We start from the raw sequence: 24,411 nt of genomic DNA, 5'->3' as shown, positions 1-24,411 counted from the left end.
TTTGCAGCCCTTTCGCGGCACTAGACCGCTCCTACAACCGCGATGCCTTGTAGGAGCGGCCTAGTGCCGCGAAAGGGCCGCAACGCGGCCCCATGGCCCCGGAGAACCCCATGACAGCAACCCTTATCACCAGCGACTACCAAGCGCTTGACGTCGCTGATCAGCTCGCCCAACAACTGTCCCGCGACAGCGCCATCCGCGACCGCGAGCGCCGCCTGCCCCACGCCGAACTGGACCATTTCGTGCACACCGGCCTATGGGGCATCAGCGTGCCCAAGGCCCACGGCGGCGCCGGTGTATCCAGCGCCACTCTGGCCAAGGTGGTCGCCCGCATCGCCCAGGCCGACGCCTCGATCGGGCAGATCCCGCAGAACCACTTCTACGCCCTGGAAGTGCTGCGAGTGAACGGCAGCGCCGAGCAGCAGCGCCGGCTGTACGCCGAGGTGCTCGCAGGCAAACGCTTCGGCAACGCCCTGGCCGAGATCGGCACCAAGACCGCCGCCGACCGCACTACGCTCCTGACCCGCGACGGCGACGGTTTTCGCATCAATGGCCGCAAGTTCTACTGCACCGGCGCGCTCTATGCACAGCGCATCCCCACCCTGGTGATTGGCGAGCACGAGGTCCAGTACCTGGCTTACGTACCCGCCGACAGCCAAGGCGTGCAGGTAATCGACGACTGGAGCGGCTTCGGCCAGCGCACCACTGGCAGTGGCTCGGTGCTGTTCGACAACGTGGCGGTGGCCGCTGCGGACGTGGTGCCGTTCTCCAGCGCATTCGAGCGTCCCACCACCGTTGGCCCACTGGCGCAGATCCTCCATGCCGCCATCGACACCGGTATCGCCCGCGCGGCCTTCGAAGATGCCCTGCATTTCGTGCGCACCCGCAGCCGGCCTTGGGTCGACACGGGTCTTGATAAAGCCAGCGACGATCCGCTGACCCTCAAGAGCTTCGGTCACCTGGCCATCCGCCTGCACGCCGCCGAGGCGCTGCTTGAACGCGCTGGCGAAATCCTCGACATCGCCCAGCGCGACAGTAATGCCGATACCGTTGCCGCCGCGTCCATCGCCGTGGCTGAGGCCCGTGCGATCAGCACCGAGATCTCCCTGGCCGCCGGCACCACGCTGTTCGAACTGGCCGGCAGCCAGGCCACCCTGGCCGAGCACAACCTCGACCGCCACTGGCGCAATGCACGGGTACACACCCTGCACGATCCGGTGCGCTGGAAGTACCACGCCATCGGCAACTACTACCTCAACGACGAGAAGCCGCCACGCCGGGGGACGATCTGATGGCCAAGCAGATCCTGCTCAATGCCTTCAACATGAATTGCATCGGACACATCAACCACGGCCTGTGGACCCACCCGCGCGACACCTCGACCCAGTACAAGACCCTCGCCTACTGGACCGACCTGGCACGCCTGCTGGAGCGTGGGCTGTTCGACGGCTTGTTCATCGCCGACATCGTCGGCACCTACGACATCTATGGCCAGTCGCTTGACGTGCCCCTGAAAGAGTCGATCCAGCTGCCGGTCAACGACCCACTGTTGCTGGTCTCGGCCATGGCCGCCGTCACCGAACACCTGGGCTTCGGCCTCACCGCCAACCTCACCTACGAGGCGCCCTACCTGTTTGCCCGGCGCCTCTCGACCCTCGACCACCTGAGCAACGGCCGGGTGGGCTGGAACATCGTCACCGGTTATCTCGACAGCGCCGCCCGCGCCATGGGCCTGAGCGAACAGCCCGAGCATGACCGGCGCTACGACCAGGCCGACGAGTACCTGCAAGTGCTGTACAAGCTGCTCGAAGGCAGTTGGGACGATGACGCCGTGGTCGCCGACCGCACCCAACGGGTGTATGCCCGGCCAGACAAAGTGCGCAAGGTCACCCACCAGGGCCCGTTCTACACCGTCGAGGGCTACCACCTGTGCGAGCCTTCGCCCCAGCGCACACCGGTGCTGTTCCAGGCCGGCAGCTCGACGCGCGGGCTGAGCTTCGCTGGCGCACATGCCGAGTGCGTGTTCATCAGCGGCCAGAACAAGGCCGCCACCCGCGCCCAGGTCGACAAGGTGCGCGCCGCGGCCGCAGCCGCAGGCCGTGACCCGCAGGCGATCAAGGTGTTCATGGGCATCACGGTGATCGTCGCCGCCACCGAGCAGCAAGCCCAGGCACTGCATGCAGAGTACCTGCGCCACGCCAGCCCCGAAGCGGGCGTGGCGCACTTCGCCGCCTCCACCGGCATCGATTTCGCCGCCTTCGAACTCGACGAGCCGATCGGCTTCAGCCAGGGCAACGCGATCCAGTCCGCCACCCGCCAGTTGCAGGACAACGCCTGGACCCGCCGCCGCTTGCTCGAACAGCACGCCTTGGGCGGTCGTTACGTGACCCTGGTCGGCTCACCAGAGCAAGTCGCCGAACAGCTGATCGGCTGGATCGACGACACCGGCCTGGACGGCTTCAACCTGACCCGCACCGTCACCCCGGAAAGCTTCGAAGCCTTCATCGACCTGGTGGTACCGCAACTGCAACGCCGTGGCCGCTACAAAACCGCCTACAGCCAAGGCACGCTGCGCGAAAAACTCTTCGCCAGTGACCACCCGTACCTGCCTGCCGAACACCCCGGCTCGGCCTATCGCACTGACCACACTGCCCCGACTGGAGCCCTGCACCATGCTTGAGAAATTGTTTCGGCCCGTCGCGGCCATCGCCCTGGGCCTCGGCCTGTCCGCCGCCGCGCTGGCCGCCGAGCCGCTGAAAATCGGCACCACCGCCGCTTTCGCCATCCCGCTGGAAGCAGCCGTGGAAGAGGCCCACAAGCAAGGCCTGGAGGTAAAGCTGATCGAATTCAGCGACTGGATCGCGCCCAACGTCAGCCTCAACAGCGGCGATATCGACGTGAACTACTTCCAGCACATCCCGTTCCTGGAAAACGCCAAGGCCGCTGCCGGATTCGACCTCGTGCCATATGCCCCAGGCATCATCAACAACGTCGGCCTGTACTCGAAAAAGTACAAGCGCTTCGCCGAGCTGCCCGAGGGCGCCAGCGTGGCCATCGCCAACGACCCGATCAACAGTGGTCGCGGCCTGCAACTGCTGGCCAAGGCGGGCCTGATCAGCCTCAAACCCGGCGTCGGCTACAAGGCCACCGAGGACGACATCGTCGCCAACCCGAAGAAGATCAAGATTCTCCAGGTCGAGGCCGTGCAGCTGGTGCGTGCCTACGATGACGCTGACCTGGTGCAGGGCTACCCGGCCTACATCCGCCTGGCCAACACCTTCGACGCCACCTCGGCACTGCTGTTCGATGGCCTGGAGAACAAGGAATACGTGATCCAGTTCGTCATTCGTCCGCAAGAAAAGAACGACCCGCGCCTGGCCAAGTTCGTCGATATCTACCAGCACTCTCCCGTCGTGCGCGCCGCCCTGGACAAGGCCCACGGCAAGCTCTACCAGGCCGGCTGGGAAGGCTGAAATGAGCCAGGCCAGCGCCCTTCGGGCGCCCTCCCCGCACAGCGCACCGGCAAAAGCGACCGGGCAGGCCCTGCGCCCGGAGGTCAATGAAGCCCATGTGCGCTTCATCGGCCTGGGCAAGACCTACCCAGGTCAAACGCAACCGGCCTTGCACGGCATCGACCTGAACATCCGCCGTGGCGAGATCTTCGGCATCATCGGCCGCAGCGGTGCTGGCAAGTCGTCGCTGCTGCGCACCATCAACCGCCTGGAGCAACCCAGCCAGGGCCGGGTGCTGATCGACCAGGTGGACATCGCGCCGTTCGACGAGGACCGCCTGGTGGCCCTGCGCCGACGCATCGGCATGATCTTCCAGCACTTCAACCTGATGTCGGCCAAGACCGTGTGGCAGAACGTCGAATTGCCGCTGAAGGTGGCCGGCGTGCCCAAGGCCGAACGCCAGCGCAAGGTCCGCGAGTTGCTGGAGCTGGTGGGCCTGGCACAAAAGCACCACGTCTACCCCGCGCAGCTTTCCGGTGGGCAGAAGCAGCGGGTCGGCATCGCCCGGGCCTTGGTCCATGATCCTGAGATCCTGCTGTGCGATGAAGCCACCTCGGCGCTCGACCCGGAGACCACCGCCTCGATCCTCGAGTTGCTGCGCGACATCAACCAGCGCCTGGGCCTGACCGTGGTGCTGATCACCCACGAAATGGCGGTGATCCGCGACATCTGCCAGCGCGTGGTGGTACTCGAACGTGGCGAAGTGGTCGAGCAAGGCGAGGTCTGGCAGGTGTTCGGTGCACCGCGCCACGCGGTCACCCAGACCTTGCTGGCGCCGCTGCGGGCCAAGCTTGCGGCGAGTTTGCAGGCCAGCCTGCGGGCCAGTCCGATCAGCCAGGATGCGGCGCTCGTGCTGCGCCTGAGCGTGCTCGGCGAACCCGAACTGAGCAGCCTGTTCAGTGCGCTGGGCGGCCAAGTACGGCTGCTCCAGGGCGGCGTCGAGACCATCGGCGACCACGCCCTCGGGCAATTGATCCTGTCGGTACGCGGCTCGCCGCTGGATACCCATCAACTGCTGCAACGGGCCCGCCACTGGGCAACGGATGTGGAGGTACTTGGCCATGTGGATTGATCGACTGCTGCAAGGCTTGCTCGACACCTTGCTGATGGTCGGCGTGTCGTCGCTGATCGCGTTGCTGGTCGGGGTGCCGATGGCGGTGCTGCTGGTCACCAGTGGCAAGGGCGGCATCTTCGAAGCCCCGGTGCTGAACCGGGTACTGGGCGCCATCGTCAACCTGTTCCGCTCGATCCCGTTCCTGATCCTGATGGTCGCGCTGATCCCCTTCACACGCCTGGTGGTTGGCACCACCTACGGCGTGTGGGCGGCGGTGGTGCCGCTGACCATCGCCGCCACGCCGTTCTTCGCGCGCATAGCCGAAGTCAGCCTACGTGAGGTCGACCACGGTTTGATCGAAGCGGCCCAGGCCATGGGCTGTCGACGCTGGCACATTGTCTGGCACGTGCTGCTGCCCGAAGCCCTGCCGGGGATCGTCGGCGGCTTCACCATCACCTTGGTGACCCTGATCAACTCCTCGGCCATGGCCGGAGCGATCGGCGCCGGGGGGCTTGGGGACATTGCCTACCGCTACGGCTACCAGCGCTTCGACAGCCAGATCATGCTGACGGTGATCGTCATGCTGGTGGCGTTGGTGGCGGTGATCCAGTTGGGGGGGGATCGGTTGGCCAAGGGGTTGAACAAGCGCTGATTTAACACGGCCTTTGTGGAAGCGGGCTTGCCGGAGTGCCGGACTAACGCGAAGCAGGCGACTCGGTGGATGGCACCGGCTTTGCCGGTGTTCGCGGCACAAGGCCGCTCCTACAGGTGCAGCGCTGGATTCTGGCTTTGCGCAATTCTGTGGGAGATCCTCAGCCCCAGTGCAGCTCCTGCGCCGGCACCGGCCGTCCGAACCAGTACCCCTGCCCCAGCTGGCACTGTTGCTCCAGCAGAAAACGCGCCTGCTCGGCCTGTTCGATGCCCTCGGCATGTACCTGCATGCCCATGCTGCGGGCCAGGGCGATGATCACCCGGACGATGGCCACATCATCCTCGTCATGTGGCAGCCCGGCGACGAAGCCCTGGTCGATCTTGAGCTTCTGCACCGGCATGCGCTTGAGGCGTAGCAACGACGAATAGCCGGTGCCGAAGTCATCGATGGCCAGGTTCAGGCCCAACTCGCGCAGGCGGTGAAGTTGCTCCAGCGCCACTTCCGGGTCTTCCATCACGGCGCTTTCGGTCACCTCAATTTCCAGTAACGCCGGGGCCAGGCCAGTCTCGTGCAACACGTCGGCCACCTGGCGGTACAGCTCGTGCTGGCCGAACAGGCGGCTGGAGATGTTCACCGCCACGAAGTCGAGCTGCTTGCCCTCGGCCTGCCACTGGACCATCTGCTGGCACGCCTGGCGCAGCACCCACGCGTCGATTTCGGCGATCAGCCCGGTGCGCTCGGCGACCGGAATGAAGTCGCCCGGCGGCACCAGCCCACGCTGGGGATGCTGCCAGCGCACCAGTGCCTCGACACCGATCATGCGGGCATTGAACAGGTCATGCACAGGCTGGAAGAACACCCGCAGTTCATCCTGCTCCAGCGCCCGGCGCAACTCGCCAGCGGTTTCCACGCGCTGCTGGGCGTGCGCGGTCAGCTCTTCGGTGTACAAGGCATAGCAGGCGCGGCCACTGCTCTTGGCCTTGAACAACGCCGAGTCCGCATTGCGCAGCAGTTGCTCGCCACTGAGCGCATCGCTTGGGAACAGGCTGATGCCGATGCTGACACTGATGAACAGTCGATGATCATCGCAGTTGAATGGCTCGCGCAGGCGCTCGATGATGCTCTGCGCCAGCTTGCCGGCCTGGCCCACCTGCTGGCAGTTCTCGGCCAGCACCCCGAACTCGTCGCCGCCCAGGCGCGCCAGCGTCACACTGTTACCCAACGCCTCGCGCAGGCGCTCGCCCACCCGTTTGAGCAACTGATCGCCGATGGGGTGGCCGAGCCCATCGTTGATGCTCTGGAAATGGTCGAGATCCAGCAGCAGCAAGGCGCAGCCACGCTTGTTGGCCTGAGCCGTCGCCAGGGCTTGCTCCAGGCGGTCGCTGAACAGCAGGCGATTGGGCAATCCGGTCAACGGGTCGTGGTGGGCCAGATAGGCCAGTTCCTGCTCGCTGTGCTTGATCGCACTGATGTCGCTGAACACCGCCACGTAATGGCTCAGCTCGCCATTGTCGTCGCGGATGGCGCGGATCGTCTGCCACTGGGGGTAGATTTCGCCGCTTTTGCGGCGGTTCCAGATCTCGCCGCTCCATTCGCCCGTAGCGTGGAGCGTGGCGTAGATCTGCTGATAGAACGACGCGCCGTGACGACCAGACTTGAATTTGCTCGGGCGCTGGCCGATGACCTCGTCCTGCTGGTAGCCGGTGATGCGCATGAACGCCCGGTTGACGTGCACGATCAGACCGTGGCGGTCGGTCACCAGGACACCTTCCAAGGTACTGTCGAATACCGCTGCGGCCATGCGCAGGCGCTCGCGATCCGCGCTGCGCAGGCGGGCACCGATGCCGATGAACGTGAGCAGCCGCACACGCGAGACGAAGATCAGCGCAGCACTGAGCAGCACCCACACCACCACATTGATCTGCCGTCCTACGGTCAGCGCCAGTGGATCTTCGGACATGCTCTGCAACACAAGCTCCGACAGCCCCAGCCAGAGGATCGAAAGCACCACGTAGAGCGCAGCCATGCGCAAGGCGTCGCGAACGGAAACAGACATGTCGGGTGGATGAGCCCATGGAAAAGGAAGGGGGATTATAAAGGCTGAATCATCCTGTGACTTCTTAGCAAAAAGCGCGACTGGTTTTATTTCCCTGCCAAGGGATAATAACCGGCGATTTTCCCCTGTGTTTCCGAGGGTTTTCATAAGCATGTGGTACTACGGTCTGCTCGATCTGTCGGCCTGGCAACTGGTCGGCGTCACCTTGCTGATGACTCACCTGACCATCGTCAGCGTGACCATCTATCTGCACCGCTATTCGGCACACCGCGCGCTGGAGCTGAACGCGGGCCTCAAGCATTTCTTCCGGTTCTGGCTGTGGCTCACCACGGCGCAGAACACCCGCGAGTGGACCGCCGTACACCGCAAGCACCACGCCAAGTGCGAAACCCCGGATGACCCGCACAGCCCTGTGCACAAGGGCCTGGGCACCGTACTGCGCAAAGGCGCCGAGCTGTACCGTGAAGAAGCCCGCAACGCAGAGACGCTGCGCATCTACGGCAAGAACTGCCCGGACGACTGGGTCGAGCGCAATGTCTACTCGCGCTACAAGCTCGGCGGGATCGCGCTGATGGCCGTCATCGACCTGCTGCTGTTCGGCACCATCGGCATCACCATCTGGGCCGTGCAGATGGCCTGGATCCCGTTCTGGGCCGCAGGCGTGGTCAACGGCCTGGGCCACGCAGTAGGTTATCGCAACTTCGAGTGCCGCGACGCCGCCACCAACCTGGTGCCCTGGGGCATCCTCATCGGTGGTGAAGAGCTGCACAACAATCACCACACCTACCCCAACTCGGCCAAGCTGTCGGTGCGCCGCTGGGAGTTCGACATGGGCTGGATGTGGATCCGTCTGTTGAGCCTGCTGCACCTGGCCAAGGTGCAACGGGTCGCGCCCATCGCCCACCGCGTCGAGGGCAAGGCGTCGCTGGACATGGACACGGCCATGGCCATCCTCAACAACCGTTTCCAGATCATGGCGCAATACCGCAAGCTGGTGATCGGCCCGCTGGTGAAACAGGAGCTGGGCAAGGTAGACGCCTCGGTGCGTCACCGTTTCCGTCGGGCCAAGCGCCTGCTATCGCGCGAGACCAGCCTGCTGCAGGACCGTCATCACGTGCGTATCGAGTCGATCCTGGCCCACAGCCAGGCGCTCACGACCATCTATGAGAAACGCCTGGCCCTGCAACAGATCTGGGCCCGCACCAGCGCCAACGGCCACGACATGCTCGCGGCCATGAAAGACTGGGTACACGAGGCCGAGGCCAGCGGTATCCAGTCTCTGCGCGAGTTCGCCGCACAGCTCAAAACCTACTCGCTGCGCCCCACGGGGGTGTAACCGCCGTTGATCGGCATGCTCCGCTGCGGGGCATGCCGCTCGGAACTTCCCGCCTGAGATACGACTCCAATCCGGCATATCGCCTAGCGTGGCGGGCCGGACCGTGGCCGCACGCCCTTCGTCGAGAAACGCTCCGTGCTCATGGCCAAAGACCACCCACACACTGCCAGTCCGCGCCCCGAAGCGGCCCAGACCCTGCTCGCCCTGCTCCACGCCCAAGGTGAGGTGGCGCGGCTGAGCGAGCGCGAACAGCTGTATTCCTCGCTGCTCGACAGCGTCAATGCCGTACTGTGGGCCTTCGACTGGGAGACCCGCCAGGTGCTGTATGTCAGCCCAGCCTTCGAGCGCATCTTCGGCCGCCCGGCCAGCCTGGTGCTGGCCGACTACAACGAGTGGCGCGACGCGATCTACCCGGACGATCTGGAGTACGCCGAGCGCAGCCTGGCCCAGGTGCTGGTCAAAGGTACGGTCGAGGACCGCGAGTACCGTATTCTCAACGCCAACGGCGAGGTGCGCTGGCTGAGCGACAAGTGCTACATCAACCAGCAACGCGAAGGCGACTCGCGGGTGATCATCGTCGGCATCGCTGAAGACATCACCGAGAAAAAGCAGCTTGAAGGCGAGTTGCAACGCTTGGCCACCACTGACGTACTGACACAAAGCAGCAACCGCCGTCACTTCTTCGAATGCGCCCAGCAAGCGTTCGACAATGCGCGCGAAGACGGCACGCCGCTGGCCTTCCTGTTGCTGGACATCGATGACTTCAAGCAGATCAACGACAGCTACGGCCACCAGGAAGGCGACCAAGTGCTGCAGCGGATTGCCGACAGCGGCAAGGCGGTGCTGCGGCGTGGCGACCTGTTCGGGCGTATTGGCGGCGAGGAATTCGCTGCGGTATTCCCTGGCTGCACTGCGCAGGTGGCCGAGCAGATCGCCGAACGCCTACAGCGCGAGATCCAGCGCCTGAGTTTCAGTCACGGGCAGCAGACCTACGGGGTAACCGTCAGCCAGGGCCTGACCGGGCTCAATGACCAGGACGAGGCGTTGGACAGCTTGTTCGCCCGCGCCGATGCGGCGATGTACCAAGCCAAGCGGCAGGGGAAGAACCAGATCGTCCTGGGCTGAGGGCGATGGGCTGCAACGCTCACACCTGCTTGCCCTCAGCCTCCCCTGGCGCCGCCTCGACCGGCACCTCAGCCATCTCCGGCGTTCCTGCCTGCGCCAACCGCGCAGCCTCTTCTTCAACGGCCAGCCTGGCCTTGGCCGCCTCTTCCTCGGCCACCGCATGGGGGTCGACCTTGCGCAGGCGTGTCAGCTCCGGCAGACCGACCTTGAGCAGCCGCGCCGTCTTGCTACTGGCCACCTTCTCCAACCCTTCGCTGGGTTTCAGACGCGCCAACTGACCGGCCAAGTTCATTGCCAGGATCTCGCGGGAATACACCCCGCCACCCAACTGGTACACCGCTGCGATCAGCTCACGCAGGCTCAGCGGCAAGCGCCAGCGGGTACGCAAGGCCGAGCCAAATGGTGCTCCGAACTCGTTGAGCGACAGCTGGACCTGATCCTCGTCCAGCTCGCCACCTGCCAGCCGCCATTCCTGCAGGGTGCGCAACACCGCCAGGTCGCCCAGGCAATGCAGCAGCCCCGCGCAATAACAGCGCCCTTCGTCCACTTCCAGCTGGCGCGCCAAGGTGCGGCTGTAGTCGGCCGTGCGCAGCGAGAGGTTCCAGTAATGCGCGGCATGCTGCGACAACAAGGGGTCGCTCAGGCGCGCGCTGCGCTTGAGGGTCAACCCCAGGATCAAATTCATGCTTTGGGTACTGCCTAGCTTGTTCAACGCCTGCAACAGGGTTTGCACAGGGGCCTCGCGGTGCAGCGCGGCGCTGTTGGCTGCGGCGATCAAGACGCCGGTAATCTGCGGGTCGCTGCTGATCTCTTGCTCAAGCACCTTGAGGTTCAGGCCCTGGGGATTGAGCGCACGCTTGATCGCCACCTGCACATCGGCGAACAACGGGCCGCCGTCGGCGGTGGCGCGGCGTTGCTCAAGAAAACCCGATAGCTTCACGCCCGGCGCCAACGCCGGGACCGGGCAGGCGACAGACTCGCCCACCTCCAGCAGCAAGCCCTCCAGGCGCTTGCGCAGGTTGTCCATATCCAACGGCTTGCTCAGATACGCCGTGGGGTGCAGCGGCAATGCCTCACGTACGCTGGCGCTGTCGGTACGGTTGCTGAGCAGGATGAACGGCAAGGCAGCGTGCTCACCGCTGGTGCGCACCTTGCGCAGCAGGTCCAGGCCATCGACGCCGGACAGTTCACGGGCAGCGATGATCAAATCAGGCTGGGTAGCCAACGCGCTAACGGCCTCGGAGCCATCGGCACAGACCCGTAGCCGAGCGTCGCAACGTACGCTCAGCAGCATTTCCCTGAGCATGTCACGCACCCACGGATCGCCTTCGGCGATCAGCACGCAAGGGGGTACAGGGTCGGCGGCGCTCATGGCGTTTCTCCAGTTATGACGCGCGATCCGTCGCAGCTTCCTCAGATTCCTCGTACAACATTAGCGCCAGTTGCCCTCAAACAGTTAAAAAAAAACCCGCCGAGGCGGGTTTTTTTCAGAAGCGCATCACATCAAGCAAGTTCAGCGAAGCACTCTTCGATAATGGCCAGGCCCTTATCCAGCAGTGCGTCTTCGGCGGTCAGCGGAACCAGAATACGCAGGACGTTGCCGTAGGTGCCGCACGACAGCAGGATCAGACCCTTGTCACGTGCCTTGGCCACGACTTGGGCAACGGCAGCGGCGTTCGGGGTGTGGGTGCCTTTCTCGAAGACTTCCACGGCGATCATCGAGCCCAGACCACGGACGTCGCCGATGATCGGGTGCTTCTTCTGGATTTCACGCAGGCCAGCGGTCAGGTGCTCACCAACAGCCTTGCTGCGGTCCAGCAGCTTCTCTTCCTCGAATACGTCGATGACGGCCAGGGCCGCGGCGCAAGCGATCGGGGAACCGGCGTAAGTGCCGCCCAGGCCGCCCGGGGCGATGGCGTCCATGTACTCGGCCTTGCCGCACACACCGGCCAGCGGGAAGCCGCCAGCGATGGACTTGGCGAAGGTGGTCAGGTCAGGCGCGACACCCATCTGCTCCATGGCGAAGAAGGTGCCAGTACGACCTGCACCGGTCTGCACTTCGTCGGCGATCAGCAGGATACCGTGCTGGTCGCACAGCGCGCGCAGGCGCTTCATCAGCTCTTTCGGCGCAGGCAGGAAGCCGCCTTCGCCCTGTACCGGCTCGAGGATGATCGCGGCGATGTCGCGTGGCTCGGCGTCATTCTTGAAGATGCGCTCGACCGAGGCGATGGCGTCGTCAACGCTGACACCGTGCAGCTCGCTCGGGAACAGCGCGCGGAAGATGCCGCCTGGCATCAGGCCCATGCCCGCGGAGTACGGCACGACCTTGCCGGTCAGGCCCAGGGTCATCATGGTACGGCCGTGGTAGCCGCCAGTGAAGGCGATCACGCCGGCACGGCCAGTGGCGGCACGGGCAATCTTCACGGCGTTTTCAACGGCTTCGGAGCCGGTGGACACCAGCAGGGTCTTCTTGTCGAAGTCGCCTGGGACCAGCTTGTTGATCTTCTCGCACAGCTCGACGTAAGGCTCGTAGGCCAGTACCTGGAAGCAGGTGTGGCTGACTTTGGTCAGCTGTTGTTGAACAGCAGCAACCACTTTCGGGTGCAGGTGGCCGGTGTTCAGTACTGCGATGCCGCCAGCGAAGTCGATCAGTTCGCGGCCTTCAACGTCGATCACCGTCGAGTTCTTCGCGCTTTCAACGAAGATCGGGTGAATTTGGCCAACACCACGTGGGACGGCGGCGACACGACGTTGCATCAAGGATTCGTTGGTCTTGCTCATAATGCCCTCATTCGCGCCGACGCTGACGGCGCTTTTATTCGGGGGTGGCTGGAAGGTTCGCGAACAGTATTCGTTGATCGACTGCCGTGAACGCCCTGGCCACCAGGTACTGCGGTGTCAAAAAGACCAGCGAGGCGTCGCTCTCGCGCCCCGCTGGCAGAGGTAAAACCTGTTCAGTGCCGGATCAGATGCTCAGGCACAGGTATTTGATTTCGAGGTAGTCCTCGATGCCGTACTTGGAACCTTCGCGGCCCAGGCCCGACGCCTTGATACCACCGAACGGCGCCACTTCGTTGGAGATCAGGCCGGTGTTGATACCCACCATGCCGTATTCCAGGGCTTCGGCGACACGGAACACACGGCTCATGTCACGGGCATAGAAGTACGAGGCCAGGCCGAACTCTGTGTCGTTGGACATGGCGATGACTTCGGCCTCGTCCTTGAAGCGGAACAGCGGCGCCAGTGGGCCGAAGGTCTCTTCCTTGGCGACAGCGGCGGTTTTTGGCACGTCGACCAGAATGGTCGGCTCGAAGAAGTTACCTTCGATCAGCTTGCCACCGGACAGCACCTTGGCGCCTTTGGAGACGGCGTCTTCGATGTGTTCCTGAACCTTGGCCACAGCCTTGCCGTCGATCAGTGGGCCAGTGGTGGTGCCTTCTTCCAAGCCGTTACCGATCTTGAGCTTGGCCACAGCAGCCTTGAGCTTCTCGGCGAACGCGTCGTAGACGCCGTCCTGCACGTAGATACGGTTGGCGCAGACGCAGGTCTGGCCGTTGTTGCGGTACTTGGAGATGATCGCGCCTTCGACAGCCTTGTCCAGGTCAGCATCGTCGAACACGATGAACGGCGCGTTGCCGCCCAGCTCCAGGGAAACCTTCTTGATGTCCTTGGCGCATTCTTCCATCAGCTGGCGGCCGATTTCGGTGGAGCCGGTGAAGGACAGCTTGCGCACCAGGGAGTTGCCGGTCAGTTCGGAGCCGACTTCGCCAGCGCTGCCGGTGATCACGCTCAGCACGCCAGCCGGGATGCCGGCGCGGGTGGCCAGTTCGACCAGGGCCAGGGCCGAGTATGGGGTCTGCGAAGCAGGCTTGAGCACCATGGTGCAACCGGCAGCCAGGGCCGGGCCGGCTTTACGGGTGATCATCGCGGCCGGGAAGTTCCAGGGGGTGATGGCGGCAGTTACGCCGATCGGCTGCTTGATGACGATCAGGCGCTTGTCCGGCTGGTGGCCTGGGATGACATCGCCATAGACGCGCTTGGCTTCTTCGGCGAACCACTCGATGAACGAAGCGGCGTAGGCGATCTCGCCCTTGGCTTCGGCCAGCGGCTTGCCTTGCTCGGTGGTCATCAGGCGGGCCAGGTCGTCCTGGTGCTCGATCATCAGCTCGAACCAGCGACGCAGCTTGCCAGCACGCTCTTTGGCGGTCAGTGCACGCCAGGCCGGCAGGGCCTTGTCGGCCGCTTCGATGGCGCGGCGGGTTTCGGCGGCGCCCATCTTCGGCACCGTACCGATGACTTCACCGGTGGCCGGGTTGGTCACCTTGATGGTCTGACCGTTGTCCGCATCCAGCCACTCACCGTTGATGAAGGCTTGCTGGCGGAACAACTGAGCGTCTTTGAGCTGCATGTCGGCTTCCCTTTACTGCGAATTATTGATTGTTGAAAAGGCGCCACCAAAAGGCGGCGGCCGTCAGGAATTCGTGCACCAGGGTGTTCGACGCCTGGGTGCCGAGCGTTTGAAATCTCAAACGGAATGCTAAGCGGCTGCTGGGGGGTTGGACAATAGGCTGTTCGAAAAAAAGAACGAATGGTTGAACACCCCGTCTGAAATCCCCGCTTCGGCCGTTCGCGGGCGAGCCCGAGCCACAGGCTCAGCGAGCACTGAGCCTGTGCGATGAAAGGGCAGGAGGAGGTTAGACGAAGATGCACACGCAATGATGAAGGGAGGACCGACGGCCCTCCCGGCAGGAACCACTCAGAACGCTTTTTCCAGGTCGATCACCAACGCGCGATACCCCACGCTCCCCGGCTGGCGGCTGTGCACCTTGAGTTCCACCAGCACCTCCTGGGTCCCCCGGCGCACCTCGTTGAGCACCGTGGTGGTCAGCTTCTGCGGGGTCAGGAAGTTCACCGACGCGCTGTAGATGAACTGGGTATCGGTGTCGGCGCGATAGGCCACCACCGAGGTGATCGGGCTGTACCACTCATCGCCCCGCTCCTTGCCGTACTGCCACAGCTGTTCGACCGTGCCCTTGGCCTCGTCGACCTTGTACTCCACCGCGCGGCTGTAGTTGCCGGCAAGTTTGGTCGGCTCGAAGTCACGCCCCCAGCCATTGTCGAACACGCTCAGCGTGCCACGTCCGGTCAGCCAGGCGGTGTGCTGGGTCCAGGACCACTCGAAATCATCGCCCAGCGGCTTGAGCACCTTGTCCTGCAGGCGCGCCGGCCAGCCCTGGGGCGCAGCGAGGATCCACTTCACCTGCTTGTCGCGACCGATTTTCACCACCCCTTGATGGCGTGCTGAAACGATGATGCTGTCGTCATCGGCGTCGTAGTCGATGGCATTGACATGGGCCCAGTTGCGCCCGGTGCCCACGCCAGGCGTATCGCCGAACGGCAGGTCGCCCTCGGCCAGCTCGTTGGCCAGGCGATCGTCCTGCTTGCGCACCCCGGCTGGCAGCTGGATCGCGGCCTTGCCCAGGGTTTCCAGCAACTCGCCACGGTATGGGTCGAGGATCTGGTTGAGATCCCAGAAGTCCAGCACGTCACCCGCCTCGTTGAGCTCGATGATGTGGTCTCGGATCGAGCGCACGCGCTTGCCATCCGGCCGTCGGTAATCGCTGGTGCCGACCCGCAGCAGGTAGGTGCCGTTGGCCGTCTCGCGGATCTCATGGGAAAAATCGGCGAACTTGTCCGGCAGGTTGCGCTGCCAGATGCGCCGGCCCAGCAGGTCGAACTTGGAGTAGGTCTGGCCCTGGCCCCAGATCAGCTTGCCGTCGCGGGTCTGGTGGAAGCCCATGGTGCCACCCAGGCCGTCGCGGCGGTTGGAGTCGTGGATCTGCTCGATGTCCAAATACCAGCGCACATCGCCATTGCTGTCGGCGATCCAGTTGTTGCCCACTGAATCCCACTCGGCAGCGCCCCCCAGGCCGTTCCACTTGAAGGCGCGACCACCGGGAATGTCGGCCAGCAGGTGGTTGAACAGGTACAGGCGCTTTTCGAAGCCCGGTGCGACCTTGATCGGCTCGACCTCCGGCAGCGCCGCCGTCTGCTTCGCCACCACCGGCAGGCGCACCGCCGGGGCGTAGATTTCGTAACGCTCGCGGATACGCTCGCCGTCGAGCTTGTAGCTCACCTCCACCTGGTTGACGTGGTCGGGATACAAGCCGAACACTGGGATGCCGCCGTAGGTCCACAACGATCGGTCCGACACCTCGTAGGCAATCTCGACACCCCGCTCGCCGCGCCCCAGCACCCGCACATGGGCGGCGCTCAGGTTACGGCCACCGTCGCGGATGACAGCGGTCAGCGGCGCCAGGCGGTAGGGATTGACCACCACGTCGCCGAGCAGGGCTTCGTTGTGGTCGGGCACCCGGGCAGTGACGCAGGCGCCCTCGGGCAGGTCGTGGGGCTGGGTCTTGGCATTCATGGCATCGCTCCTTTGCTCAGAAGTCGTAACGGGCGGTAGCGCCCACGGTACGCGGGGTCCCCAGCACGCCGGCATAGCCGCCGTTGGCCGAGTTCCACAGGCTGGTGAAGTAGGTCTTGTCGCCGGCGTTCTTCACCCACAGCGACAGGTCGAGCACGCCGTCACCCTGGTCAAGGCGCACGCCGGTGGACAGGTTGACGATGGCGTAGCTGGGGATCTGCCCGTACTCGGAGTCGTCGATGGTGCCCACCGCCCTGGAGCGGAAGGCGTAGCTGGCGGTGACGTAGGGCTCGATGTGATCGGTGAGCTGCCACTTGTACTGGCCGTTGAGGTTGGCGATGTACTTGGAGGCCCCGACCACCTGGTGGCCGGACAGATCGCAGGTGGCAGCGGCGTTGGCCAGGCTCACCTCAGGCGGGCACGGAGCGTCGTCGTACTCGGTGTAGCGCACGTCGTTCCAAGAGCCGTTGAAGTTCAGGGTCAGGCCGCGGACCGGCAGCGCCGTGGCCTCGAACTCCAGACCGCGCGAGCGCACGTTGCCGGCGTTGGCCAGGTACTGCACCCGGTTGACCTGGTCATAGACGTTGGCCTGGTAGCCATGCACTTCGGTCCAGAACAGGTTGGTGTTGAGTTGCAGGCGATCGTCGAACAGCGTGCTCTTGATCCCGAGCTCGGCGTTATTGGCCCGTTCGGTGCCCACCAGCAGCGAATCGGTGCCCAGCCGGGGCGCCGCGCCCACGGTGAGGTTGATGCCACCAGACTTCTCGCCGTGGGTCAGGCTGGCGTAGCCGAGCAACTGGTCGGTGAAGCGGTAGCTCAGGCTGAGCAGGCCCGAGGGCGAAAAACTGTATTGGCTCAGATCACCCGAGTCGTAGGCGCCCACCCGGCCCTGGCGCGCCGCCGCTGCCGCACCGGTCACCGCAGCGCCGCCAACTGGCGCATCGCGGGTCACCCAGGCGTTCTTCTCTTCATACGTGCCGCGCACCCCGGCGGTGAAGTCCAGGCGCTCGGTGAGGTGCCAGGTGGCCTGGCCGAACAGCGCGTAGCTGTCAGTGTCGATGTGGCCGTTACCGATGGTGGTGACGTTGGCCAGTGCACCGGCTGGGGTCTGGTTCCAGATGTCGGCCTGGGCGCCGTAATAGGTGAACGATTTGTTGTCCAGGTCCTGCTTGAAGTAGTAGGCACCCAGCACATAGTCGAAGAAGCCTCCGGTAGGCGAGGCCAGGCGGATTTCCTGGGAATACTGCTTGTCGCGCACCGATACGCCGGCGCTGCTGAACACCGGCACGTTCAGGCCGTCGTCGTTGCGCGGGGTGAAATCCCACCAGCGGTAGGCGCTGATCGAGGTGAGCGTGAAGTCGTTGGGCAAGGTCCAGTTGGCCTCGACCGAAGTGCCGCCCTGGAACACCGTTACCTGCTGGTCAGCGTCGAAGTTGACCTTGCGGTCCTTGCCCGACACCAGCGTGGCGCCGGCCTGGGCAGCCAGGCTTTCGTAGCGGTTCACGCCATTGATGGTCGGCCCGGTGCTGTACAGGCTGAGGATGCCGTTATCGGAATCCTCTTCGTTGTATTCACCGATCCAGCGCAGGTTGAAGTTGTCGTCAGGCTTGAACAGCAACTGGGTACGGAACCCCTGGCGCTTGCCGCCATTGAGGTCATGCCCGTTGTAGACGTTCTTCACATAGCCGTCGTCTTCGGTGTGGTACGCGCTGATGCGCCCGGCCAGGGTCTCGGTAAGTGGCCCGGAGAAGCTGCCCTGGGTCTGCCAGTAGCCGTCCTCGCCCAACGAGGATTGCACGCTGCCTTCGGTATGGAAGGTAGGTTTGCGGGTGGTGATGTTCAGCACACCGGCGGTGGTGTTCTTGCCGAACAGCGTGCCCTGCGGCCCGCGCAGCACTTCAAGCTGCTCGACATCGAGCAGGTCGAACACGGCCATGCCCGGACGCCCGAGGTAGACGTTGTCCAGATAGATGCCAACGCTGCCCTCGAGGCCATCGCTGGCCGGGTTGTTGCCCAGCCCGCGGATCGAGATGCTCGACTGGCGCGCATGCACATACGCGACGTTGGTGCTGGGCACCAACTGCTGCAGGTCCTGGACCCTGTAGATCCGCTGGGTTTCCAGGGTTTCGCTGTCGAGCACGCTGATCGGCGTAGGCACGCTCTGTGCGGTCTCTTCACGGCGCCGGGCATTGACCGTGACCGTAACGAGCTTGGCGGCCTGTTGCTCGACGCCGGGGCCGGCAGGCTCTTCGGCAAGACTGTTGCCGGCAGCGGCCAGCAACACGCCAGCGGCCAAGGGTTGAAGGGCAAACAACGACGCACGCGTCGGCCAGCGGAATGTTCCGGACATGCAAATGCTCCTTGAGGCATTGACCCTGGCGAGCATTTCCGTTGGCGGAACCGAATCGCGGTTGGCGGGGATTTATTCTTTTAAGGTATATAAATATTTGTATTTCATATTTTGTGGAATAAGTGACTCCCTTTATAAAAGCCCTAACCCTTCCCGGCAATTGCATTCGACCGAAAGTTTCCATGTAGAAAATGCATATCGACCTGCGCCAGCTCCGCCACTACATCGCCCTCATCGAACACCGCAGCTTCGTTGCCGCGGCGGCGGCGGTGAACCTCTCGCAATCGGCCTTCAGCCGCAGCATCCAGACGTTGGAACACAACGTCGGCTGCCGCCTGGTAGACCGCGCCAGCAAGGAGCTGGCGCCGACTCGCCAGGGCTTGCTGGTGCTGGAACACTCCCGCCGCCTGGTGCATGGGGCGCATAACCTGGTCAACGAGATCAACCAGTTCAACGGCGCTACCACCGGCGTGGTGCGCTTCGGTTCCGGTCCCGCCCCGGCCGGTGGCCTGGTGCCACGGGCGGTGGCGCGCTTCGTCGCCGAGTACCCGTCAGCGCGCACGTGCTTTCAGGTGGATCACTGGCAAGCCCTGAACCGCAAGCTGATTGCCGAGGAAATCGAGTTCTTCGTCGCCGACACCCGTCAGTTCGAAGCCGACCCGGACTACCAGGTGATCAAGCTCACGCCCCAGCGCTGGCACTTCTGCTGCCGCGCCGGGCATCCGCTGACCGAGCGCGCCGAGGTGCAGGCGAGGGATCTGTTCGACTATCCGCTGGCCACGACTTTCCGCCCGCCGAACATCCGCAAGATTCTCAGCGACCTGAGCGGCCGTCAGGACTTCCTGCCGAGCGTGGAGTGCGAGCATGGCTATGCGTTGCTGAACGTAGTGCTGCATTCGGACACCATCGGCATCGCCTGCAGTGCCAACCTGCGGCCTTACCAGATGGAGCGGGGGCTGGTGGCGCTGAAGCTTGCGGACCTGGCGCCGGAGCAGGAAGAGGCGTTCTACACCCGCTACGGGGTGGTGAGCCGGGTGGGGTATGGGCTGTCGCCGCTGGCGCAAGGGCTGGTGCGGCAGTTGCTGGCCTGTGACGCCGAACACTGACACTCGCGGTTGGACTGTGGGAGCGGGCAAGCCCGCTCCCATGGATCGACATCAGCCTTTGCGCGTGGTCCGGCTCAGCTGCCCATCGACCCCCACCGGCACTTCGCCGGCCAGGGTCACCCGGCGTACCACCCGTGGCTGGGTACCGTAGTCGTCCACCGCGTAATGCTGGGTCGCGCGGTTGTCCCAGATCGCCACGTCACCGGCCTGCCAGCGCCAGCGCACGGTGTTCTCCAAGCGCGTCACATGCCCCTGCAGCACACTGAACAGGTGCTGCGAATCGGCCACTGAATAACCCTTGATGCGTTTGACGAAATGCCCCAGCTGCAACACCCGCTCGCCACTGATCGGGTGCACCCGCACCACCGGGTGCTCGGTTTCGTACACCGTCGAGGTGAACACTTTGCGATAGCGCTCAAGCTTGGCTGGGTCTACGTCGGGCTTGACGCTGGCGTAGTCGTACTCGTTGCTGTGCACCGCCCACAGCTGGTCGGCCAACGCGCGCAGCGCCTCGGGCAGCTCCTGGTAGGCGCTGGCGGTGTTGGCCCACACCGTGTCGCCGCCCGAGGCCGGAGCCACCACGCTGCGCAGGATCGAGGCCTTGGGGTAGGCGTCGACGAACGTCACGTCGGTGTGCCAGGAGTTGGCCCGCTGGCCTTCGGCGCCATCGAGTTGCAGCAGGTAGCTGGTGCCGTCGACCACCGGCACGGTGGGGTGGGCGATGGGCTCGCCGAGCCGTTGGGCGAAGGCTTCCTGGCCGACGTCGTCCAGGTGGGCCTGGCCACGGAAGAAGATCACCTTGTGCTTGACCAGCGCGGCCTGGATGGCGTCGATGGTCGCTGGATCGAGGTCGGCGGACAATTTCACCCCACGGATCTCGGCGCCGATGCGCCCGGCAATCGGGTGGATGTCCAGTTCCAGGGTTTGCGGCGCGGTGGCCAGTGCAGCGTTGCTCATGGTCGTGCTCCTCACGGTTGTTGTCGGGTCAGCGGCCGGCCTGGACGGCCTGTTCCTGGTGCAGGGCGGCATCCAGGAAACGCGGCTCGATCCAGTCGGCCACTTGGAAGCTGCGGCGAATCAGGCGCTCCTTGGCAGCCAGGTCCACGCCTTGCTGCAACTGGGCGACGAAGCCGGCATCCAGGCGTGGGTCGAAGTAGTTGGCCAGGTCTTCCTTGGCCAGGTCGTCGCTGAGGATGCTGCGCGGCCAGTTGGCGTTGTTCGCCACCAGTTCCACGAAGGCTTCGCGGTTGTGTTCATCGCGCAGCCAGTCGGTAGCCTTCTGCTGGGCGTTGACCAGGCGCTGGACCAGGTCGGGGTGCTGGCGGATGAACGCCCCGGTGCCCAGCAACACCGCCTGGGTGCTGCCGGCGCCCTTGAGGTCGCGGGAGTTGACCGGCAGTTCCACCAGCCCACGCTCGCGCAGCGACAGCAGGTTGGAGAGGCCCCAGGCGGCGTCGATCTGCTTGGCCGCCAGTGCGGCGTTGGAGGCGTTGAAGTCGAGGTTGATGACCTTCAGGTCGCGCTCGGACAGCCCTTGGCTGGCCAACGCACTGGCGAACGACAGCTGGTTGGCGGTGCCACGGAATACCGCCACGCGTTTGCCCTTGAGGTCTTGCAGACTGTGGATGCCGGAGCCCGGCACCACGCCCAGGTAGCTCTTGACGTTGCGCACCCCGGCAGACAGCACGCGGGTGTCGAGGCCGTTGGCCTTGCCGACGATGGCCGCCAGGTCGCCCAGGTAGGCGAAGTCGGCCTGACCATTGGCCAGCGCCTCGTTGACCACGGGACCGGCGCCCTTGAAGAACAGCCAGTCGATGTGGATACCGTCCTTGGCGAACTCTTTTTCCAGCAGCTGCTGGTCACGCAGCACGTCGACCACACCAGCGGCGCTGTGCTTGCTGCCGGCGCTCAGGTCAGGCACGGCGATGCGGATGCGCTCGGGCTTGGCCAACTCGGCCGCCTGGGCATTGAGCACCAATGCGCCGAGCAGGCCGAGGGCGGTGAACAAGTGGCGTATCGGGGGATTCATGGCAAGGCTCCTTGGCAGGCTGCCACCGGCGATGGCCGGCGCGTTGGCCAGAAGCTAGGCAGGTCGGGTTAGAACCTACAAAGATCAAAAACTCATTTTTCAGTAACCGAATGACATAAATCAGGCGGCGCGCGGGCCTGCGGACGGCTTGCATAACGCGCATGGAAAATATGAGGAAAACGCAATGAAACGGGCTTTGCGCAGGCGCCAGACCCATGCTCTTATCCCTCGATAACCACTATCGCGATTTTTTAATTCCATAAGCGAATAAGCATGCAACCGGTGGCAGTGCCGAGGCGATGCACAGGACCGGGAGGTCAGGATGAGTGAAACAGCGGATGTCACCCGGCAATCTCACTGGCGCCCCAGCGCGAGGTACGCTCGCGCCCACGCACTCCCTTGGCTGGTGCCGTCGTTGGTACTGGCCCTGTGGGTGGTCGCCAGCCGCGAGCACTGGATGAGCGAGCAGATCCTGCCGGCGCCTGCGCTGGTGTGGCAGAGCGCGCTGGAGTTTGGCGCAGGCGAGATCTGGGGGCACCTGTGGATAAGTGTGCAGCGCTTGCTGTGGGGGCTGTTGGCGGGTATTGCCAGCGGCCTCGTGCTCGGCACTTGGCTGGGCGGCTCACGGCGCGCGCAAACCTGGGTGCTGCCCAGCTTCGTGGCCCTGGCGCAGATCCCTACCCTGGCCTGGATTCCGTTGTTCATGCTGTTCTTCGGCATTGGCGAACTGCTCAAGCTGGTCGTGCTGGTCAAAGCCATCGTGGTGCCGGTCACGCTGCACACCTTGGTCGGCGTACGTGATGCCCAACCCAAGTTGCGTGAAGCCGCCGCCACCCTGCGCTTGCCAGCACACCTGCTGTTCTGGCGCCTGCTGCTGCCAGCCGCCCTGCCCGCCTTCCTGGCCGGCGTGCGCCTGGCCCTGGCTGCCGGCTGGACGTCACTGCTGGCGGTGGAGCTGCTGGCCTCCAGCGAAGGCATCGGCTACCTGATGGTGTGGGGGCGACAGCTGTTCATGCTCGACCTGGTGTTCCTGTGCATCCTGCTGATCGGCCTGGTCGGCGCACTGATGGACCGCGGTTTCAGCCGCTTGGAACGCAGCTTGCTGTACTGGCCGCAACCGCCCACCGGCGAGCAGCGTCGCGGCGAGGTGCCGCGCGGCTGGCAGAGCCTGTTGCTGCCAGCGGTGTTGCTGGTGCTGTGGCAGGCAGCCAACAGCCTTGGCTGGGTCGACGCCAACATCCTCAGCTCGCCGCTGGACGTGCTGCGCAGCCTGATCGCCGGCGTTCAGGACGGTTCGCTGCCCGACGCCCTGCGCCTGAGCCTGCAACGCACGCTGTCTGGCCTGCTACTGGGTGGCGGCGCAGGCTTCGCCGCCGGCTTGCTGCTGGGGCTGTCGCACACCGCTGAACGCGCATTCGGCCCAAGCCTGTCGGCGCTGCGCCAAGTGGCGCTGTTCGCCTGGGTGCCGTTGCTCACGGCCTGGTTCGGGCTGGGAGAAGGCGCCAAGCTGGTCTTCGTCGCCCTGGCGGCGTTCTTCCCACTGTTCATCGCGACCCAACGCGGCGTCGCCAGCCTGTCGCCGCAACTGGGCGAAGCTGCCCGGGCACTGCGCCTGAACCTGCCGCAGCGCCTGCGCCTGCTGGTATTGCCAGGCGCCGCGCCCGGCGTTTTCGCAGGCCTGCGCTTGTCGCTGATCTACGCCTGGCTCGGCACCATCGGCGCCGAATACTTCATGCCGTCGGACGGCGGCATCGCCAGTCTGATGATCGGCGCCCAGCAATTGTTCCGCATGGACCAGGTGATGGCCGCGATGGTCCTGATCGGCCTGGTCGGCGCCCTGCTCGGCCACCTCGGCCACCGCCTCGAATCGCGCGCTACGCGCTGGAGATCCGCATGAATGCCTTTATCACCCCGGCCCTGCACGCGGCCAACCAAGCCGATGCCACGCCACCGCTGGTGAGCTTCGAGCAGGTCAGCAAGACCTTCAGCGTCGACGGCCAGCCGTTCGAGGCGATACGCAACTTCGACCTGTCGATCAACCCCGGTGAGTTCATCGCCATCGTTGGCGCCTCGGGCTGTGGCAAATCCACCCTGCTGCGCCTGCTGGTGGGGCTGGACAATGACTACAGCGGCCAGATCCGTATCGATGGCCAACCGGTGCACGGCATTGGCGGCGAACGTGGCATCGTGTTCCAGGAGCATCGGCTGTTCCCGTGGCTGACAGTGGAACAGAACATTGCCCTGGGCCTGGTGAACGAAAAACTCACCCAGGGCGAGCGTGCCCGTCGGGTGCACGAATTCGTGCAACTGGTGGGGCTGGTGGGGTTCGAGACGGCCTACCCGCACCAGTTGTCCGGCGGTATGGCCCAGCGCGTGGCGATCGCTCGCGGGTTGGTTGCCAGCCCGCGCATCCTGCTGTTGGATGAGCCCTTCGGTGCACTGGATGCCCTCACGCGCCAGCAGTTGCAGGATGAGCTGCTGGCCATTCGCGAGCGCTCGGGGGTAACCATCCTGCTGGTGACCCATGATGCCGAAGAGGCCACCTACCTGGCCGACCGAGTCGTGGTACTGGAGCCTCGGCCCGGGCGGATCAAGGCGGTCGTAGAGATCGAGTTGCCGCACCCGCGCCAGCGCACCGGGGTGGCCTTGCATGGTTTGCGGGAGAAGGTGCTGCACCAGATCACCGGGGATGGCGGGTATCTGCGGCCGGCGCTGCAACGGGTGGAAGGATTGCGACCGGAGTTGATCGCACTGTGAAGCC

The 24,411-nt window shown here is 64.6% G+C and carries 18 protein-coding genes; 10 read left to right on the top strand and 8 right to left on the bottom strand.

What is annotated here, in order from left to right; all coding sequences use genetic code 11:
- Positions 1-110 precede the first annotated feature (110 nt).
- The 5 genes from ACNFIC_RS09600 to ACNFIC_RS09580 are packed head-to-tail and all read left to right on the top strand — an operon-like array spanning position 111 to position 5,218.
- Complete coding sequence (locus ACNFIC_RS09600) at positions 111-1,292, top strand: SfnB family sulfur acquisition oxidoreductase (RefSeq protein ID WP_416780895.1); 1,182 nt, start codon at positions 111-113, stop codon at positions 1,290-1,292.
- Complete coding sequence (locus ACNFIC_RS09595; protein ID WP_416780894.1) at positions 1,292-2,680, top strand: LLM class flavin-dependent oxidoreductase; 1,389 nt, start codon at positions 1,292-1,294, stop codon at positions 2,678-2,680. The genes ACNFIC_RS09600 and ACNFIC_RS09595 overlap by 1 nt, the downstream gene beginning before the upstream one ends.
- Positions 2,673-3,473, top strand: a complete 801-nt coding sequence (locus ACNFIC_RS09590; protein ID WP_138220554.1) for a MetQ/NlpA family ABC transporter substrate-binding protein — start codon at positions 2,673-2,675, stop codon at positions 3,471-3,473. The genes ACNFIC_RS09595 and ACNFIC_RS09590 overlap by 8 nt, the downstream gene beginning before the upstream one ends.
- 1 nt (position 3,474) lies before the next feature.
- Complete coding sequence (locus ACNFIC_RS09585; protein WP_416780893.1) at positions 3,475-4,584, top strand: methionine ABC transporter ATP-binding protein; 1,110 nt, start codon at positions 3,475-3,477, stop codon at positions 4,582-4,584.
- Positions 4,574-5,218 (top strand): methionine ABC transporter permease, encoded by a 645-nt coding sequence (locus ACNFIC_RS09580; RefSeq protein ID WP_138220556.1) that lies wholly within the window; start codon positions 4,574-4,576, stop codon positions 5,216-5,218. Before ACNFIC_RS09585 ends, ACNFIC_RS09580 begins: the two co-directional genes overlap by 11 nt.
- 160 nt (positions 5,219-5,378) lie before the next feature.
- Here the strand turns inward: ACNFIC_RS09580 and dibA are convergent, their stop codons facing one another.
- Complete coding sequence (gene dibA, locus ACNFIC_RS09575) at positions 5,379-7,274, bottom strand: phosphodiesterase DibA (RefSeq protein WP_138220557.1); 1,896 nt, start codon at positions 7,272-7,274, stop codon at positions 5,379-5,381.
- A gap of 151 nt (positions 7,275-7,425) precedes the next feature.
- Between dibA and desA the strand changes: the two genes are divergently transcribed.
- Both desA and ACNFIC_RS09565 read left to right on the top strand, forming a co-directional pair.
- The gene (desA, locus tag ACNFIC_RS09570) at positions 7,426-8,610 is read left to right on the top strand and encodes a delta-9 fatty acid desaturase DesA (RefSeq protein ID WP_138220558.1); all 1,185 of its coding nucleotides are present in this window, start codon (positions 7,426-7,428) and stop codon (positions 8,608-8,610) included.
- 141 nt (positions 8,611-8,751) lie between these two features.
- Entirely contained in the window at positions 8,752-9,735 is a 984-nt protein-coding gene (locus ACNFIC_RS09565) for a GGDEF domain-containing protein (protein WP_138220580.1), read from the top strand.
- Positions 9,736-9,754: 19 nt separating this feature from the next.
- Here the strand turns inward: ACNFIC_RS09565 and ACNFIC_RS09560 are convergent, their stop codons facing one another.
- The 5 genes from ACNFIC_RS09560 to ACNFIC_RS09540 form a co-directional block, all read right to left on the bottom strand.
- The gene (locus tag ACNFIC_RS09560) at positions 9,755-11,107 is read right to left on the bottom strand and encodes an HDOD domain-containing protein (RefSeq protein WP_416780892.1); all 1,353 of its coding nucleotides are present in this window, start codon (positions 11,105-11,107) and stop codon (positions 9,755-9,757) included.
- 131 nt (positions 11,108-11,238) lie between these two features.
- A complete protein-coding gene (gene gabT / locus ACNFIC_RS09555; protein WP_138220560.1) occupies positions 11,239-12,516 on the bottom strand; it encodes a 4-aminobutyrate--2-oxoglutarate transaminase in 1,278 nt (425 codons plus the stop codon).
- A 184-nt stretch (positions 12,517-12,700) separates the two neighbouring features.
- Positions 12,701-14,143, bottom strand: a complete 1,443-nt coding sequence (gene gabD / locus ACNFIC_RS09550; RefSeq protein WP_138220561.1) for an NADP-dependent succinate-semialdehyde dehydrogenase — start codon at positions 14,141-14,143, stop codon at positions 12,701-12,703.
- A 348-nt stretch (positions 14,144-14,491) separates the two neighbouring features.
- Entirely contained in the window at positions 14,492-16,165 is a 1,674-nt protein-coding gene (locus tag ACNFIC_RS09545) for an aryl-sulfate sulfotransferase (RefSeq protein ID WP_416780891.1), read from the bottom strand.
- Between the two features lie 16 nt (positions 16,166-16,181).
- The gene (locus ACNFIC_RS09540) at positions 16,182-18,515 is read right to left on the bottom strand and encodes a TonB-dependent receptor (RefSeq protein ID WP_416780890.1); all 2,334 of its coding nucleotides are present in this window, start codon (positions 18,513-18,515) and stop codon (positions 16,182-16,184) included.
- Positions 18,516-18,706: 191 nt separating this feature from the next.
- On the opposite strand from ACNFIC_RS09540, the gene ACNFIC_RS09535 reads away from it, so the two are divergent.
- Positions 18,707-19,621 carry a LysR family transcriptional regulator gene (locus tag ACNFIC_RS09535; RefSeq protein WP_416780889.1) on the top strand — a complete coding sequence of 305 codons (915 nt, stop codon included), beginning with the start codon at positions 18,707-18,709 and terminating at the stop codon, positions 19,619-19,621.
- 51 nt (positions 19,622-19,672) lie between these two features.
- Here ACNFIC_RS09535 and ACNFIC_RS09530 read toward each other — a convergent pair whose 3' ends face one another.
- A complete protein-coding gene (locus ACNFIC_RS09530; RefSeq protein WP_416780888.1) occupies positions 19,673-20,578 on the bottom strand; it encodes a TauD/TfdA dioxygenase family protein in 906 nt (301 codons plus the stop codon).
- Between the two features lie 28 nt (positions 20,579-20,606).
- The gene (locus ACNFIC_RS09525) at positions 20,607-21,650 is read right to left on the bottom strand and encodes an ABC transporter substrate-binding protein (protein ID WP_416780887.1); all 1,044 of its coding nucleotides are present in this window, start codon (positions 21,648-21,650) and stop codon (positions 20,607-20,609) included.
- Positions 21,651-21,972: 322 nt separating this feature from the next.
- Here ACNFIC_RS09525 and ACNFIC_RS09520 point away from each other — a divergent pair, with 322 nt between their 5' ends.
- Entirely contained in the window at positions 21,973-23,547 is a 1,575-nt protein-coding gene (locus tag ACNFIC_RS09520; protein ID WP_416780886.1) for an ABC transporter permease, read from the top strand.
- Positions 23,544-24,407, top strand: a complete 864-nt coding sequence (locus ACNFIC_RS09515) for an ABC transporter ATP-binding protein (RefSeq protein WP_416780885.1) — start codon at positions 23,544-23,546, stop codon at positions 24,405-24,407. Before ACNFIC_RS09520 ends, ACNFIC_RS09515 begins: the two co-directional genes overlap by 4 nt.
- Positions 24,408-24,411: the final 4 nt, after the last annotated feature.

Source organism: Pseudomonas sp. NY15463 (assembly GCF_048068415.1).
Taxonomy (GTDB): Bacteria; Pseudomonadota; Gammaproteobacteria; order Pseudomonadales; family Pseudomonadaceae; genus Aquipseudomonas; species Aquipseudomonas mosselii_C.
This window is presented reverse-complemented; position numbering and strand designations above follow the sequence as displayed.